Source organism: Burkholderia sp. AW33-5 (assembly GCF_053427615.1).
This window is the reverse complement of the sequence record NZ_JBSAXA010000001.1, coordinates 457678-473481: the sequence shown is the minus strand read 5'-3', so window position 1 is coordinate 473481 and position 15804 is coordinate 457678. Positions and strand designations below refer to the sequence as shown.

General features: G+C 66.9%; 14 protein-coding genes and 2 pseudogenes. 8 read left to right on the top strand and 8 right to left on the bottom strand.

Going from position 1 to position 15804, the window contains the following annotated elements; genetic code table 11:
• The first annotated feature begins 162 nt into the window (after positions 1–162).
• Positions 163–1500, top strand: coding sequence for an argininosuccinate synthase (gene argG / locus ACV22V_RS02210; RefSeq protein ID WP_059531840.1), 1338 nt, complete (start codon positions 163–165; stop codon positions 1498–1500).
• 213 nt (positions 1501–1713) lie between these two features.
• Positions 1714–2211, top strand: coding sequence for a hypothetical protein (locus ACV22V_RS02205; protein ID WP_059531843.1), 498 nt, complete (start codon positions 1714–1716; stop codon positions 2209–2211).
• A 57-nt stretch (positions 2212–2268) separates the two neighbouring features.
• Here the strand turns inward: ACV22V_RS02205 and ACV22V_RS02200 are convergent.
• Positions 2269–2485 (bottom strand): annotated as a pseudogene (locus ACV22V_RS02200) (MFS transporter); the annotation flags it as partial.
• Between the two features lie 146 nt (positions 2486–2631).
• Between ACV22V_RS02200 and ACV22V_RS02195 the strand changes: the two are divergent.
• The 3 genes from ACV22V_RS02195 to ACV22V_RS02185 are packed head-to-tail and all read left to right on the top strand — an operon-like array spanning position 2632 to position 5308.
• Positions 2632–3258, top strand: coding sequence for a LysE family translocator (locus tag ACV22V_RS02195; RefSeq protein ID WP_448012874.1), 627 nt, complete (start codon positions 2632–2634; stop codon positions 3256–3258).
• A 14-nt stretch (positions 3259–3272) separates the two neighbouring features.
• Positions 3273–4034 carry a class I SAM-dependent methyltransferase gene (locus ACV22V_RS02190; RefSeq protein WP_448012873.1) on the top strand — a complete coding sequence of 254 codons (762 nt, stop codon included), beginning with the start codon at positions 3273–3275 and terminating at the stop codon, positions 4032–4034.
• A 50-nt stretch (positions 4035–4084) separates the two neighbouring features.
• Positions 4085–5308: an RtcB family protein gene (locus ACV22V_RS02185; RefSeq protein WP_448012872.1), complete on the top strand. Its 1224-nt coding sequence runs from the start codon at positions 4085–4087 to the stop codon at positions 5306–5308.
• A gap of 44 nt (positions 5309–5352) precedes the next feature.
• Here the strand turns inward: ACV22V_RS02185 and ACV22V_RS02180 are convergent.
• Positions 5353–5487: pseudogene (locus tag ACV22V_RS02180) on the bottom strand (methyltransferase); the annotation flags it as partial.
• Positions 5488–5578: 91 nt separating this feature from the next.
• Here ACV22V_RS02180 and ACV22V_RS02175 point away from each other — a divergent pair.
• Entirely contained in the window at positions 5579–6874 is a 1296-nt protein-coding gene (locus ACV22V_RS02175; protein ID WP_448012871.1) for an O-acetylhomoserine aminocarboxypropyltransferase/cysteine synthase family protein, read from the top strand.
• A gap of 161 nt (positions 6875–7035) precedes the next feature.
• On the opposite strand, the gene ACV22V_RS02170 is transcribed toward ACV22V_RS02175, so the two are convergent.
• Complete coding sequence (locus tag ACV22V_RS02170) at positions 7036–7533, bottom strand: hypothetical protein (protein ID WP_448012870.1); 498 nt, start codon at positions 7531–7533, stop codon at positions 7036–7038.
• A gap of 33 nt (positions 7534–7566) precedes the next feature.
• Positions 7567–7911 carry a DUF4148 domain-containing protein gene (locus ACV22V_RS02165; RefSeq protein WP_236873266.1) on the bottom strand — a complete coding sequence of 115 codons (345 nt, stop codon included), beginning with the start codon at positions 7909–7911 and terminating at the stop codon, positions 7567–7569.
• Between the two features lie 246 nt (positions 7912–8157).
• On the opposite strand from ACV22V_RS02165, the gene ACV22V_RS02160 reads away from it, so the two are divergent.
• Positions 8158–9318: a porin gene (locus ACV22V_RS02160; protein WP_448012869.1), complete on the top strand. Its 1161-nt coding sequence runs from the start codon at positions 8158–8160 to the stop codon at positions 9316–9318.
• Positions 9319–9522: 204 nt separating this feature from the next.
• Here ACV22V_RS02160 and ACV22V_RS02155 read toward each other — a convergent pair whose 3' ends face one another.
• Complete coding sequence (locus ACV22V_RS02155) at positions 9523–9966, bottom strand: hypothetical protein (protein WP_448012868.1); 444 nt, start codon at positions 9964–9966, stop codon at positions 9523–9525.
• A 99-nt stretch (positions 9967–10065) separates the two neighbouring features.
• Between ACV22V_RS02155 and ACV22V_RS02150 the strand changes: the two genes are divergently transcribed.
• Positions 10066–10356, top strand: a complete 291-nt coding sequence (locus ACV22V_RS02150) for a DUF4148 domain-containing protein (protein WP_059531872.1) — start codon at positions 10066–10068, stop codon at positions 10354–10356.
• A 94-nt stretch (positions 10357–10450) separates the two neighbouring features.
• Here ACV22V_RS02150 and ACV22V_RS02145 read toward each other — a convergent pair whose 3' ends face one another.
• The 3 genes from ACV22V_RS02145 to ACV22V_RS02135 are packed head-to-tail and all read right to left on the bottom strand — an operon-like array spanning position 10451 to position 15770.
• Complete coding sequence (locus ACV22V_RS02145; protein WP_448012867.1) at positions 10451–11878, bottom strand: heavy metal sensor histidine kinase; 1428 nt, start codon at positions 11876–11878, stop codon at positions 10451–10453.
• On the bottom strand, positions 11875–12558 hold the full coding sequence (irlR, locus tag ACV22V_RS02140; RefSeq protein WP_059466657.1) for a heavy metal response regulator transcription factor IrlR: 684 nt from the start codon (positions 12556–12558) through the stop codon (positions 11875–11877). The genes ACV22V_RS02145 and irlR overlap by 4 nt, the downstream gene beginning before the upstream one ends.
• A complete protein-coding gene (locus ACV22V_RS02135) occupies positions 12558–15770 on the bottom strand; it encodes an efflux RND transporter permease subunit (protein WP_448012866.1) in 3213 nt (1070 codons plus the stop codon). Before ACV22V_RS02135 ends, irlR begins: the two co-directional genes overlap by 1 nt.
• Between the last annotated feature and the right edge of the window lie 34 nt (positions 15771–15804).

Sequence of the window (15804 nt, the reverse complement as noted above, 5' to 3'; positions counted from 1 at the left end):
CCCGCCGGATTCTCCGGCCGGTTAACCGCCCGCCGGGCCCGCCGCGACAGGCCCGACGACGTATTGGCGCGAAAATCAGGTCTTGCCCCAACTTCCCGGACAGCCGATACTCGCATATTCCGCGAAATACGATCCCACCGGCTTCAATCCACGGTAATTCCTATGAGCACGATTCTCGAAAGCCTCCCGACCGGCCAGAAGGTCGGTATCGCCTTCTCCGGCGGCCTGGACACCAGCGCCGCGCTGCACTGGATGAAACTGAAGGGCGCCGTCCCGTACGCATATACGGCGAACCTCGGCCAGCCCGACGAAGACGATTACGACGCGATCCCGAAACGCGCGATCGAATACGGCGCAGCCGGCGCCCGCCTGATCGACTGCCGCGCGCAGCTCGTCGCCGAAGGCATCGCCGCGCTGCAAAGCGGCGCGTTCCACATCACGACGGCCGGCGTCACGTATTTCAACACGACGCCGATCGGCCGCGCCGTGACGGGCACGATGCTCGTCGCCGCGATGAAGGAAGACGGCGTCAACATCTGGGGCGACGGCAGCACGTACAAGGGCAACGACATCGAGCGCTTCTACCGCTACGGCCTGCTCGTGAACCCGGATCTGAAGATCTACAAGCCGTGGCTCGACCAGACGTTCATCGACGAACTCGGCGGCCGTGCCGAAATGTCCGAGTTCATGAACCAGGCCGGCTTCGCATACAAGATGTCGGCCGAGAAGGCGTATTCGACGGACTCGAACCTGCTCGGCGCGACGCACGAGGCGAAGGATCTGGAAAGCCTCGAAAGCGGCATCAAGATCGTGAACCCGATCATGGGCGTCGCGTTCTGGCGCGACGACGTGAAGATCGCCGCCGAGGAAGTGACGGTGCGCTTCGAAGCGGGCCAGCCGGTCGCGCTGAACGGCGTCGAGTTCAAGGACCAGGTCGAGCTGCTGCTCGAGGCGAACCGCATCGGCGGCCGCCACGGCCTCGGCATGAGCGACCAGATCGAGAACCGCATCATCGAGGCGAAGAGCCGCGGCATCTATGAAGCCCCGGGCCTCGCGCTGCTGTACATCGCGTACGAGCGTCTCGTCACCGGCATCCACAACGAAGACACGATCGAGCAGTACCGCGAGAACGGCCGCCGTCTTGGCCGCCTGCTGTATCAGGGCCGCTGGTTCGACCCGCAGGCGATCATGCTGCGCGAAACGGCACAGCGCTGGGTCGCGCGCGCGATCACCGGCGAAGTGAAGATCGAACTGCGCCGCGGCAACGACTACTCGATCCTGAGCACGAAGTCGCCGAACCTCACGTATCAGCCGGAACGCCTGTCGATGGAGAAGGTGGCATCGACGTTCTCGCCGCGCGACCGGATCGGCCAGCTGACGATGCGCAACCTCGACATCACCGATACGCGCGACAAGCTGCGCGTGTATTCGCAAGTCGGCCTGCTGACGCCGGGTGAGGCTTCGGCGCTGCCGCAGATCAAGAGCGACAGCGGCGAGTAAGCCGCCTCGTTCGACGCCGGGCGCGTAGCCGATACGCGCCCCGGCGGGGCAAGCCGCGTATGCGTCGTCGCATGCGCGGCATGCCGTTTCCCTTCCGCCTCTCCCCTTCCTGCATTTCCCGCTATCGCATCACGTTCGCGTCGCCCGCCAACGGCGCTGCAACGCTGCTGCGTTCATGGCAAGCTGAGAGTCGTTCGAATTCAGACTCGGCTCATGACCTCCCTCATCGTCATTCACCTGAACGGCCCGATCAACAGCGGCAAGACGACGATCGGTCGCGCACTCGCACGCCTGCTGCCCGATGCACGCTTCATCGACGGCGACGATCACGACGCGCCCGGGGACGCCCCGTTCGACGTGCAGTGGGCGATCGCGCTGACGCGTCTCGTCACGCAGGTCGCGCAGGCCAATGAACGCCACCTGGTGACCGCTTACCCGATCGGCGAGGCGGAATTCGAACGCCTGCGCGCGGCCTGCGATGCACGCGATGCGCGGCTGTTCGTCGTGACGCTCGCGCCACCGGAGGCGATCGCGTCGTCGGATCGCGGCACGCGGGCGCTGACGGACTGGGAGCGGCAACGTATCGCCGAGATGTATCGGGAAGGCTATGCGGCACGTGCGTTCAGCGATTGCGTGATCGATACGTCGAAGGCGTCGGCCGATGCATGTGCGTTGGAGATCGTGCAAAACGTCCGCGCATCGGGCGCATAGCGGAACCTTCGACCGCTGCGTCCGGCAAGTCCTGCCTTCAACGATGCTGTCACCTCCCGACACGGCGTGCTCGCGCGCACCCTTGCGACTCAGCAACCGAGCGTGCCCGCCACCACGTAAAGCCTTGCGGCATACCCACCCGTCACATGCATGAGCCAGCCGATCGCGAACGACCCGATGAAACCGCGCAAGTTGCCGATCGAATTGATCATCGCGATCCCGCGGCCGCGTCGGCGCCAGATACGGGCGTTCGTGGATTTTCTGGCGGGGGAGCCGGGCGGGTGACGGATGACGGGCGGCGACCGGAGCAAGCATCGATGCCCGAAACGCTGATATTCTGGCGAATCGAGCAGTGAATGATCGGAACATTCGCGCCGCCGCGTCATCCCCCGCCGCTGCGCCAACCTTGCCGGAGCCGCCATGTTCGACCTGACCACGCTGACCACCTTCACCGCCGTCGTCCTGGGTCTGTTCCTGATTCCCGGCCCCGCCGTGCTGCTCGTGCTGAGCCGCACCGTGCAGGGCGGCCGCAAGACCGGCATCCTGACCGGGCTCGGCGTCGCGAGCGGCGACTTCGTGCACACGCTGTTCGCGGCGGTCGGGCTGTCGGCGCTGCTGATGACGTCGGCGCTCGCGTTCAACGTCGTGAAGCTGGTCGGCGCCGCGTACCTGATCTACCTCGGCGTGCGCGCGCTGCTCGACAGGCCGTCCGATCCGTCGCTGCCGAAAGTGTCGCCCGTCACGCCGCTGAAGGCATACCTGCAGGCGATCCCCGCCGAAGTGCTGAACCCGAAGACCGCACTGTTCTTCCTCGCGTTCATGCCGCAATTCGTGCATCCGGAACGCGGCTCGACGTTCGTGCAGTTCGCGGTGCTCGGGCTGATCTTCGTCGTGCTCAGCTCGCTCTACACGACGCTGATCGCGTGCTCGATCCGCCCGCTCGGCCGCCTCGTGAAGCGGCTTGCGTGGCTCACGCGCTGGCAGGGGAAGATCATCGGTTCGATCTTCATCGCGCTCGGGCTGCGCGTCGCGGTCCAGCACCGCTGACGCGCGCGTTTCGCATGACGTCCGACGCGGCAACCGCCGGCGAAATCCTCTATACCGACCCGCGCCTCGTCGCGGTCTACGACCAGTTCAACGCAGGCGATCGCGACTTCGCGTTCTACGCATCGCGCATCGGCGCCACGCGGCAACGGATTCTCGATCTCGGCTGCGGCACCGGCACGTTCGCGCGCCGGCTCGCGGCGGCCGGGCACGACGTCGTCGCGATCGATCCCGCGCCCGCGATGATCGACCATGCGCGACGCCAGCCCGGCGCCGGCGCGGTCGGCTGGCTCGCGTGCGATCTCGGCGGCCTGCCGCCCGGCGCGCCGTTCGATGCCGTCGTGATGACCGGACACGCGTTCCAGTGCCTGCTGACCGACGCGGACATCGACGCGACGCTGCACGGCGTGCGGCGCGTGCTGGCCGACGGCGGCCGCTTCCTGTTCGACACCCGCAACCCGCGTGTCGAGCCGTGGCGTGGCTGGACGCCGCAGTCATCCGCGTCCCGCATCGATTCGCCCGGGTTCGGCAGCGTCGAGCTGCACCATGCGGTAACCGCGGTCGAGGGCCCGATCGTGTCGTTCGACACGGTCTACCACTTTCAGCGCGACAATACGCGGATGAAGAACGCGAGCCGGCTGCGCTTCATCGCGCAGCCCGACCTGCGGGCGCGCGTGGCGGCGGCCGGGTTCACGTCGGCGGAATGGTGCGGCGACTGGCACGGCGCGCCGTTCGACGACGCGGCCAGCGCGGAGATCATCGCGATCTGCCACGCGTGAGCGGTTGAATGCCGCGCCGGACGCGAATAGTGGAATGAAGGGTGAGGCAAATGGGTAGCGACGAATTCCAGGTGATGGAATTGTCGAACGGCAAACCGGTGAAGATGTGGACGCAAGGCGTCGCGGTCGAGGACGATGCGCGCGCGCAGTTGCGCAACACCGCGCAGATGCCGTTCATCTTCAGGCACGTCGCGGTGATGCCGGACGTCCACCTCGGCAAGGGCTCGACGATCGGCAGCGTGATTCCGACGAAAGGCGCGATCATTCCGGCCGCGGTCGGCGTCGATATCGGCTGCGGGATGATGGCGGCGCGCACGACGCTCACGGCAGCGGACCTGCCGGACTCGCTCGGCGGGCTGCGCGGCGCGATCGAACGCGCGGTGCCGCACGGCCGCGTGCCGGGGCGCCGCGATCCCGGAGCATGGGGCGATCGCACGCCGCCCGCCGTGACCGAATCGTGGAAGTCGCTGCTGCCGGGCTTTCAGCGGATCGTCGACAAGTATCCGAAGCTGGAGAAGACGAACCACCGTGCGCATCTGGGTACGCTCGGCACGGGCAACCATTTCATCGAGGTGTGCATCGACGAGGCCGGACGCGTGTGGTTCATGCTGCACAGCGGCTCGCGCGGCGTCGGCAACGCGATCGGCAGCGTGTTCATCGAGCTCGCGCAGGCCGACATGCGGCAGCACATCGCGAACCTGCCGGATCGCAATCTGGCGTATTTCACCGAGGGCAGCCGCCACTTCGACGATTACGTCGAGGCGGTCGGCTGGGCACAGGACTATGCACGCCGCAACCGGCAGGCGATGATGGACGCGGTGATCGGCGCGGCGCGCGGCGTGATCGCGAAACCGTTCGCGCTCGACGAGCACGCGGTGAACTGCCACCACAACTACGTGCAGCGCGAACGCCACTTCGGCGAGGACGTGCTCGTGACCCGCAAGGGCGCGGTGTCCGCGCAGAAAGGGCAGCTCGGGATCATTCCGGGCTCGATGGGCGCGAAGAGCTTCATCGTGCGCGGGCTCGGCAATCCGGAGAGTTTCTGTTCGTGCAGCCACGGCGCCGGACGCTCGATGAGCCGAACCGAGGCGAAGCGCCGCTTCACGGTCGACGACCAGGTGAGCGCGACGCGCGGCGTCGAATGCCGGAAAGACGCGGGTGTCATCGACGAGATCCCGATGGCCTACAAGGACATCGACGCGGTGATGGCGGCGCAGCGCAGCCTCGTCGAAGTGGTGCACACGCTGCGTCAGGTGGTGTGCGTGAAAGGATAGCGCGGCGCGCGTCACGCGCCGACGATCGAGATCGAAAACCCGTCCCAGCCGCCGAGCGTGCCGACTTCGAGGATGCGCCGTGCGCCGCGAATCGTCGCCAGCAGTTGCAGCAGCTTGCCCTGGTTCGCCGCGACGTTGATCGCGGGCAGCCCGGCCGCGTCGCTCGCCGCAAGCGCGGCGGCCGCATAAGCAACCAACCATTCGTTCTAAAGGCGGCCGCGCACCTGCTCCTATAATCGCTCGACCACGACAACAACAGACGGAGCACCCATGACCGATCAGGCCACTTCGAACTGGCGACTCGAAACCATCGCCGTGCACGGCGGCTATCGTCCCGACCCGACCACGCGCGCGGTCGCGGTGCCGATCTACCAGACCGTTGCGTACGCATTCGACGACACGCAGCACGGCGCGGACCTGTTCGACCTGAAGGTCCAGGGCAACATCTACACGCGAATCATGAACCCGACGACGGACGTGCTCGAGCAGCGGATCGCCGCGCTCGAGGGCGGCATCGGCGCGCTCGCGCTGGCGTCGGGCCAGGCGGCCGTCACGTACGCGATCCAGACGATCGCCGAAGCCGGCGACAACATCGTGTCCGCCAGTTCGCTGTACGGCGGCACCTACAACCTGTTCGCGCATACGCTGCCGCAATACGGCATCACGACGCGCTTCGCCGATCCGCGCGACCCGGCATCGTTCGAGCCGCTGATCGACGCACGCACGAAGGCGATCTTCGCGGAATCGGTCGGCAACCCGCTCGGCAACGTGACCGACATCGCCGCGCTCGCGGAAGTCGCGCATCGTCACGGGATCCCGCTGATCGTCGACAACACGGTGCCGTCGCCGTATCTGCTGCGCCCGTTCGAACACGGCGCGGATATCGTCGTGCATTCGCTGACGAAGTATCTCGGCGGCCACGGCACGAGCCTCGGCGGCGCGATCGTCGATTCGGGCAAGTTCGCCTGGGCGCAGCACGCGGACCGCTTCAAGCGGCTCAACGAACCCGACGTCAGCTATCACGGCGTCGTGTACACCGAAGCGTTCGGGCCGGCCGCCTATATCGGGCGCGCGCGGGTCGTGCCGCTGCGCAACATGGGCGCGGCGATCTCGCCGTTCAACGCGTTCCAGATCCTGCAGGGCATCGAGACGCTCGCGCTGCGCGTCGAGCGCATCAGCGACAACGCGCTGAAAATCGCGCAGCATCTCGCGCGCCACGAACACGTCGAGTGGGTGAACTACGCCGGGCTGCCCGATCACCCGGATCATCCGCTCGTCGCGCGCTACCTGTCGGGCCGCGCGCCCGGCATCCTGACGTTCGGCGTGAAGGGCGGCCGCGACGGCGGCGCGAAGTTCCAGGACGCGCTGAAGCTGTTCACGCGGCTCGTCAACATCGGCGACACCAAATCGCTCGCGACGCATCCGGCCTCGACGACGCACCGCCAACTGTCGCCGGCCGAACTCGCGAAGGCCGGCGTGAAGGAGGAAACGGTGCGGCTGTCGATCGGCATCGAGCACATCGACGACCTCCTCGCCGATCTCGACCAGGCGCTCGCGCAAGTGTGACCTGGCGCAGGCGTGCACACGCCCGCTTCAAGGTGTTCAATCCCCGCTTGATGCCGGAGCGACGCCCGGCGCGAAACCGTCGTGCGTCATCCGGCATTTCATCGGCTTCATCGTGTTCTTCCTGATCGAAGGTTCGGTGAAGGCCGGCTGAAACGCGAGCATCACCACGTCGTCGCAGCGGTCGGATACGTCTCGACGATGCGTGTGCCGTTGACGGGCGTCACGCCCTCGTTGCGCAATGCGGCCCACAGGTCGATCGCATGCTCGCGCGACTTGCGGCTGCCGTCGTCGGTCAGCACGTTCAGCGCGATCACTTCGTCGCGCGTGGTCAGTTGCAGTTGCTCCTTCAATTTGCGCGACTGATGCGACGCGGTACGGACCTCGCGAAGCACGATCCGCTGCTCGGCGAGCGGCGCCGGCGCGGCGCCCGCCTCGGCGGGCAGGAACGTGAGCCGCCCGTTCCCGACTTCGCATTGCCCGCGCGTGAACGTCGCGCTCCACTCGCCCGCCGGCACCGCCGCGAACTCGCAGCGCATCCGTTCGCTCGCGCGGCGGCCGACGTCGTGTTCCGGCGCATGCGACAGCGCGCGCTCCGGCCAGCCGGCCGCCGTTGCGGCCGTCGCCGTCAGGCACGCAGCCAGTACGATCGCTTTCATCATGTTGCGCATCGTCCGCTCCTCCTCGAAAAAATATCAACGCACGGCCAAGCCGTTGTCATGCGCATCGACGACCGGCGCGGATTCGCCGCGATGCACCGTCGCGCGATGGATTTCCTGATTGCGGGCGATGGTGGCCGGGCTCGGCGGATAGTCGTGCTTCGGACTCGGGATCACGCCGTCGTGACGGGCGCGCAGCAGTTCCTGGCGCACTTCCTGCCGAGTCCTGGACTGCGCGGTGGCCGACTGCGAGAAAGCGGCGATCGACAGCGCGGCAACGGCGATCGAAATCAGGGGTCGTCGAATGTTCATGAGCTTCGCTCCTTGTCCGGAATGGGTAACGTGAGTTCCAAGATTGATCCGGCGGCGGTGCGCGATCATGAACACGGGATGACGATTTCGTCATCGCATGCCACGCCCTGAATCGCAGTGCGAAGCAAATCGACGAGATGCTTCGACTCACATGACGCGCGGATGACATTTTTCTCATTTGTCCCTCACCGTCGCGATTCGAATGGTTCCCAGAATCGCCTGCACGTTCGCCATATTCGTCGCCCGCACGCGGAACGCGCCGCGGCACGATCGACGGACGCACGAAACGATCAACTTGAACCTCAGGGACCCAACATGAACACTCCATCTCGGCTCGTCATGCTGTCCGGTGCGCTGCTCACGACCGCCCACGCGGTTCACGCGTCGGAAGTCAGCCTCTACGGCCTGTTCGATACGTCGCTGACGTACGTCTGGAATGCCAATGCGGACGGCAAGAATCTCGTCGGCCTGGGCAACGGCAACCTGCTCGGGAACCGCTTCGGCGTGAAAGGCGCGGAAGACCTCGGCGGCGGGCTGAAGGCGATCTTCACGCTGGAGAACGGCTTCAATCCGAATACCGGCGCACTCGGGCAAGGCAACCGGATGTTCGGCCGGCAGGCGTTCGTCGGTCTCGACAGCTCGCGCTGGGGCACGCTGACGATCGGCCGCCAGTACGACGCGCTTGCCGATGTCGCATGGCCGATTACCGGCGATTTCTACTTCGGCAGCGTGTATGCGACGCCCGGCGACGTCGACAACTACGACACGTCGTCGCGAACCGACAACGCGGTGAAGTACACGTCCCCCGTGATCGCCGGGTTCCAGTTCGTCGGCATGGTTGCGCTCGGCGGCGTGGCCGGCAAGACGGGCGCGGGACAAACCTGGTCGGCCGGGCTTTCGTACGGCAACGGCCCGGTCGATGTCGCGGGCGGCTACTACTACGCGGCCAACAAGTCGCCGCTTGCCGACGGCATCCGGACCGGCTGGAACGGCACCTCCGACGGCACGTTCGACGGATCGCTGGTCAACGGCGGCTACATCTCCGCGAAGTCGATCGGCATTGCACGCGGCGCGTTGCGCTACAGCTTCGCGCCCTTCGCGGTCGGCATCGACTACAGCAACGCGCAGTACAAGGCCGATGCGATGTCGGCATTTCGCAACACGCAGAAATACGATACCGTGCGCGGCTTCTTCAACTATCAGGCGAGCGCGAGCCTGCTCGTCGGCGTCGGCTACAGCTACACGAAAGCCCGCGGCGATACGCGCGCGACCTACCATCAGGTGTCGGCCGGCGCGGACTACGTGCTGTCGAAACGCACCGATCTCTATGCGGTCGGCGCGTGGCAACGCGCGAATGGCGAGCAACGCACGCTCGACGGCGGCACGCAGACGGCGCAGGCGTCGATCGGCTCCTATGGCTACGGCGGCACGCGCACGCAAGGGATCGTCAATCTCGGGCTGCGCCATCGTTTCTGATCGGGGCAGCGGCAACGCGCGGGCACGCGCATGACGAAAATTTCATCTTCCGATCAGGTTCGCGATGCATCGTGTCGCTACCATCGAATGCGTGACGGGCGATGCCCGTTGCAATCCACGCAAGCGGATCGCTGTCGCACGGCACGATCACGCGTTCGGCCCGGACACCGTGAGTGCCGGGCTTTTTTTCGTCAGTACGACAGATCAAGGCGTGACGTTGCGCTTCGGGAACAGGCACGGATGCGTCTTCACGTGGAAGTTTGGATTGCCGCAGCGATGTCCCGCATAGTCGATCTGCTCGCCGGGCGTCAGGCCGGCGGGCACCGCATTGCGCACGGCCTTCGGCGCGGACGATCCGACCGTTCCTGCATCGGGACGGGACGACGCGCAACCGGCGACCAACGGTGCAATCAGCAACGCAAGCAACGACAGGCGAATGGCGGGACGATCCACTGTTTGGTCCGGAATGAAAGTCGAAACGAAGCCGGCCGCCTTCCATGCCGGCGCGGCGAACGGCGCGCATGCCGACGACACCATCGGCCGTCGGCAAGCGACATGCTCCGCTTTCCGTTCATCGCACGCATGACCCGAACATGACGATCGCGTCATGTCGGCCAGGGCCCGCACGTTGGACACGCCGCCGCGCAATCTGACGGATTTTTCATCTGCCGATCACGGTCACGCTCGGCTGCTTTCGCATACTGGTTCCATGGATCGCCACCCGGCGGCCTCATCAAGGAGAGCTCCATGAAAACGGTAAAACTCGCTGCCCTGTTCGTCACCGCGACGCTGTCTCTCGGCATCGCCACGCAAGCCGCATTCGCACAAACGCAAACACAAATGCAGGGCAAGACCCGCGCGGAAGTCATCAACGAACTGAAGCAGGCGCAGCATGATGGCGTGGTGCCGACGAGCAAGACCCAGTACCCGCCGACCGGCGAGATCGTCGCGCGCAACAAGGAGCTTCACGGGATTTCGGTGCATGCCGGCGAGAAGGCGCCGCAGGCCGACAATCACGACAGCCTCGCGACCCGCTGATGCCGGTCAGGCGCGGGCGCTGCCGCGCGATCGCGGGCAGCGTGCCGCGCGCCGACGTATCGCGGCGAACGCGCGGCCGTGCCGGCGTGCGATCTCAAGCATGGGCCGCCGGCATCGTCTTCGGCGCACCCGGCGGCCGCTGCGGAAAGCGCAGCCAGAATGTCGTGCGCCGGCCGGGAACGCTGTCGACGCCGCATTCGCCGCCATGGTTGTCCATGATCGACCGGACGATCGCGAGGCCGAGGCCCGTCCCCGACGCCGAATTGTGCCGCGACGGATCGACGCGATAGAAGCGCTCGAAAATCCGCGCGACGTGCTGCGCATCGATGCCCGGCCCCGTATCCGATACGGCGATCGTCGTCGCGCCGGCCTGTTCCGAACAATCGATCGTCACGACACTGCCGCGCGGCGCATACGCCAGCGCATTGGACAGCAGGTTGCTCAACGCGCGCTGATACAGCGTGAGATCCGCGTCGACCCATGCGTAGCCGTCGACCTTCACCGACACACCCGCGTCCTCCGCGAGCGGCTCGTAGTAGCCGGCGACTCGCGAGGCCTCCTCGGCCGCATCGAGCCGCCGCACGTCGATCGACGTGCCGGCCTGCTCCGAGCGCGCGAGGAACAGCATGTCCTCGATCATCCTCGACAGCCGCTGATACTCGTCAATGCTCGACTCGATCACGCTGCGATATTCGTCCGCGCCGCGCGGCTGCGACAGCACGACCTGCGCGGCCGCCTGCAGGTTCGTGAGCGGCGTGCGCATGTCGTGCGCGAGATTCGACGAGAACTGGCTCAACCGCGTAAACGATTCGTTCAGGCGCGCGAGCATCCCGTTGAACGCATGCTCCAGTTCCTTCAGTTCGCCTGACGTTTCGAGTTCCGGCAGCGGATGGGCCAGCCGGCTCGTCGACATCTGCTCGGCCCGCGCCGCGAAGCGCCGCAGCGGGCTCAGCCCGAGCGCCGCGATGCCGTATGCGATCGCGGCCGCCAGCACGACGCCGAACACCTCGATCACGACGATCGTATAAGCATGCGTGCGCAGCAGCAGCACGTCGGCGCTGCGGTCGTACTGCACCGCGACGCGCACGACGGGCGCGCCCGCGCCGGCGAGCGGCACGGTCATCACCAGATACTGATGCCGCGCGCCGGGCGGCGCGACGAATACCGGAATACGGCCCGCGTCCGTCGACAGCAGCGGCGCGTAGGTCCGGAATCCGGGCGTGCCGACGATGCGCGTGCCGGCCGCATCGTAGATCGCCAGGTCCATGTTCGGATGCCCATGCAACTGGTCGATCCAGATATCGGGGTTGCGCGCGACGTCGGCCGTCGAACGCGCGTCCGCCAGATGCGTGCCCAGCGCGGTCGAAATACCGGCCATCTGCTCGGCCGCCGTCGTCTCGATGCGATTGCTCAACGCCTCGTACAGCGCGACGCCGCTCGAGGCGAGGATCACCGACGTCGACAGGATGATCAGCGCGGTCAGGCGTCCGCGCAGCGTGCGCGGCAGCAGGCGCGCGATCATTTGGCCGCGCCGTCGCGCACTTCGAGCACGTAGCCCATCCCGCGCACGGTGTGGATCAGCTTCGGTTCGTAGGCGTCGTCGATCTTCGAGCGCAGTCGCCGGATCGCGGAATCCACGACGTTCGTATCGCTGTTGAAGTTCATGTCCCACACCTGCGACGCGATCGTCGCGCGCGGCAGGATCTCGCCTTCGCGACGCATCAGCAGCCACAGCAGCGCGAATTCCTTCGCGGTCAGCAGGATCGTGTCGCGCTGCCGCGTGGCCTTGCGGCGCGTCAGGTCGAGTTCGAGATCGGCCACCCGCAGCGTGTTCGAATCGCGCGGCTGGCCACGCCGCAAAATCGACTTGATGCGCGCGGTGAGTTCGACGAAGTCGAACGGCTTGGCCAGATAATCGTCGGCGCCGAGTTCGAGCCCCTTCACGCGGTCGCCGACGTCGTCGCGCGCGGTGAGGAACAGCACAGGCGTCGACTTGCTGCGACGCAGGTTCTGCAGCAGCGTCCAGCCGTCCTGCCCCGGCAGCATCACGTCGAGCACGAGCAGATCGTACTCCTCGGTCTCGGCCTGATGCTGGCCCGTGATGCCGTCCTCCACCCAGTCGACGACATAGCCGGCTTCGGTCAGGCCCTTGCGCAGATAGGCGCCGGTTTTCGGTTCATCCTCGACAATCAGAATTCGCATCACGCATTACCCTTGAAGAAACCCAGCCGGCGCAGCACGCCCGCGCCGAACCCGCCGCGCAATACCGCGCGCCACGACACCGCGTGGCTCACGCGGTACAGCACCGGCAGCACCAGCAGCGTCAGCGCCGTGGACGACAGGATACCGCCGATCACGACCGTCGCGAGCGGGCGCTGCACCTCGGCGCCGGTGCCGGTCGCGAATGCCATCGGCAGGAAGCCCAGCGACGCGACGAGCGCGGTCATCAGCACGGGCCGCAGCCGCGTGAGCGCGCCTTCGCGCACGGCCGCGTCGAGCGGCATCCCGTCGTCGCGCAGGTTGCGGATGAACGAGATCATCACGAGACCGTTGAGCACCGCGACGCCGGACAGCGCGATGAAGCCGACCGCCGCGGTGATCGACAGCGGAATCCCGCGCAGCCACAGTGACACCACGCCGCCGCTCAGCGCGAACGGAATGCCGGTGAAGACCAGCAGCCCGTCCTTCACGTTGTTAAACATCACGAACAGCAGCACGAACACCATGAACAGCGCGAGCGGCACGACGAGCTTCAGCCGCTCGCTCGCGCTCTGCAACTGCTCGAACTGGCCGCCCCACGACACCCAGTAGCCGGCCGGCACGCGCACGTCCTGTTGCAATTGCTCGCGCGCATCGGCGACGAACGAGCCGACGTCGCGGCCGCGCACGTTCGCGCTGACGACGACGCGCCGCTTGCCGTCCTCGCGGCTGATCTGGTTCGGGCCCGGCGCGACCTCGATGGTCGCGAGTTCCGCGAGCGGCACGTACGGCGCCTGCGCGAGCGGCGCGCTGGCACCCGCGGCCGGCGCGGGCAGCGCGATCGGCAGACGCTTGATCGCCTCGATGTCGGAGCGCAGCTCGTCCGGCAGCCGCACGACGATGTCGAAGCGGCGATCGCCCTGGAACAGCGTCCCCGCCTTCTGCCCGCCGACGGCCGCGGCCACCGTATCCTGCAGGTCGGCGACCGTCACGCCGTAACGCGCGAGCTTGTCGCGGTCGAGGTTGACGGTCAGCACGGGCAGGCCGGTGGTCTGCTCGACCTTCACTTCGGATGCGCCCGGCACCTTCTGCAACGCGGCCGCGATCTGCTCGCCGGTCTGGTTCAGCACGGTCATGTCGTCGCCGAAGATCTTCACCGCGACGTCGCTGCGCACGCCCGAGATCAGCTCGTTGAAGCGCAGCTGGATCGGCTGCGAGAACTCGTACGCGTTGCCCGGCAGTTCCGCGAGCGCCGCCTCGATCTCGCGCACGAGCTGATCGCGCGGCTTGTTCGGATCGGGCCACTTGTCGGACGGCTTCAGCATGATGTAGCCGTCCGACAGGTTCGGCGGCATCGGATCGGCCGCGATCTCGGCCGTGCCGGTGCGCGCGAACACGCGCTCGATTTCCGGGAAGCGCGCCTTCAGCGTCTTCTCGATCGACTTCTGCATCTCGACCGATTGCGACAGGCTCGTGCCGGGAATGCGCAGCGCGGCGACCGCGAGATCGCCCTCGTTCAGGCTCGGGATGAACTCGCTGCCGAGCCGCGTCGCGAGCCCGAGCGTGGCCAGCACGATCGCGCCGGCGCCGAGCATCACGCGCGCGGGGCGCGTCATGAATGCGGCGAGCACGGGTTCGTATGCACGCCGCGCCCACCCCATCAGGCGGTTTTCCTTTTCCTCGACGCGCTCGCCGATGAACAGCGCCACCGCTGCCGGAATGAACGTGACGGTCAGCACCATCGCCGCCGCGAGCGCCATCACCACGGTGACGGCCATCGGATGGAACATCTTCCCTTCGACGCCCGTGAGCGCGAAGATCGGCAGGTACACGACCATGATGATCAGTTGCCCGAAGATCAGCGCGCGGCGCGCCTCCTGCGATGCGCCGAATACTTCCGCGAAACGCTCGTCGCGCGTCAGCGGCCGGCCGGCGACGGCCTGCGCATGCGCGAGCCGTCGCACGCAGTTCTCGACGATCACGACCGCGCCGTCGACGATGATCCCGAAGTCGAGCGCGCCGAGGCTCATCAGGTTCGCGCTGACCTTCGCGTTGACCATCCCGGTGAACGTCATCAGCATCGACAGCGGGATCACGAGCGCGGTGATCAGCGCCGCGCGGATGTTGCCGAGAAACAGGAACAGCACCGCGATCACGAGGATCGCGCCCTCGAGCAGGTTTTTCTTCACGGTCGCGACGGCCTTCTCGACGAGCACGGTGCGGTCGTAGACGGGGATCGCCTTCACGCCGGCCGGCAGCGTGCGGTTCACATCCGCCATCTTCGCGGCGACGGCTTTCGCGACCGAGCGGCTGTTCTCGCCCATCAGCATGAACACCGTGCCGAGCACGACCTCCTCGCCGTTCGACGTCGCGGCGCCGGTGCGCAACTCCCGGCCGATGTCGACCTGACCGACCTCCTTCATCCGCACCGGCACGCCGCCGACGTTGGTCAGCACGATGTTCGCGATGTCGTCGACGGTGCGCGCCTGGCCCGGCACGCGCACCAGGTACTGCTCGCCGCGCTTCTCGATGTAACCCGCGCCGACGTTGTCGTTGTTGCGTTCGAGCGCGCGCACGACGTCGGCGAGCGTCAGCCCGTACGACATCAGCTTCGCCGGGTTCGGCGCGACGCGGTATTCCTTCACGTAGCCGCCGATCGAATTCACCTCGGTCACGCCGCGCACGTTTCGCAGTTGCGGCCGGACGACCCAGTCCTGCAGCTCGCGCAGGTCGGCCGCCGTGTAGCGCGTGCCGTCGGGCTTGCGCGCGGCCGCGTCGGCCTCGACGGTCCACAGGTAGATCTCGCCGAGGCCGGTCGACGTCGGCCCCATCGCGGGCGCGATGCCGGCGGGCAGCTTGTCCTTCGCTTCCTGGATACGTTCGTTGACGAGCTGCCGCGCAAAGTAGATGTCGGTGCCGTCCTTGAAGATCACGGTGACCTGCGACAGACCGTAGCGCGAAATCGAACGCGTCTGCTCGAGGCCCGGCAGGCCGGCCATCACGGTTTCGACCGGATACGTGATGCGCTGCTCCGCCTCCAGTGGCGAGTAACCGGGCGCGGCCGTGTTGATCTGGACCTGCACGTTCGTGATGTCGGGCACCGCGTCGATCGGCAGCTTCTGGTAGCTGAACACGCCCAGCGCGGCCACGGCCGCGATCGCCAGCATCACGAGCCAGCGGTGCGCGATCGCAAAGCGGATCAGGCGCTCAAACATGGCGGGATTCCTTGAGGCAGGGAACGTCCACTGC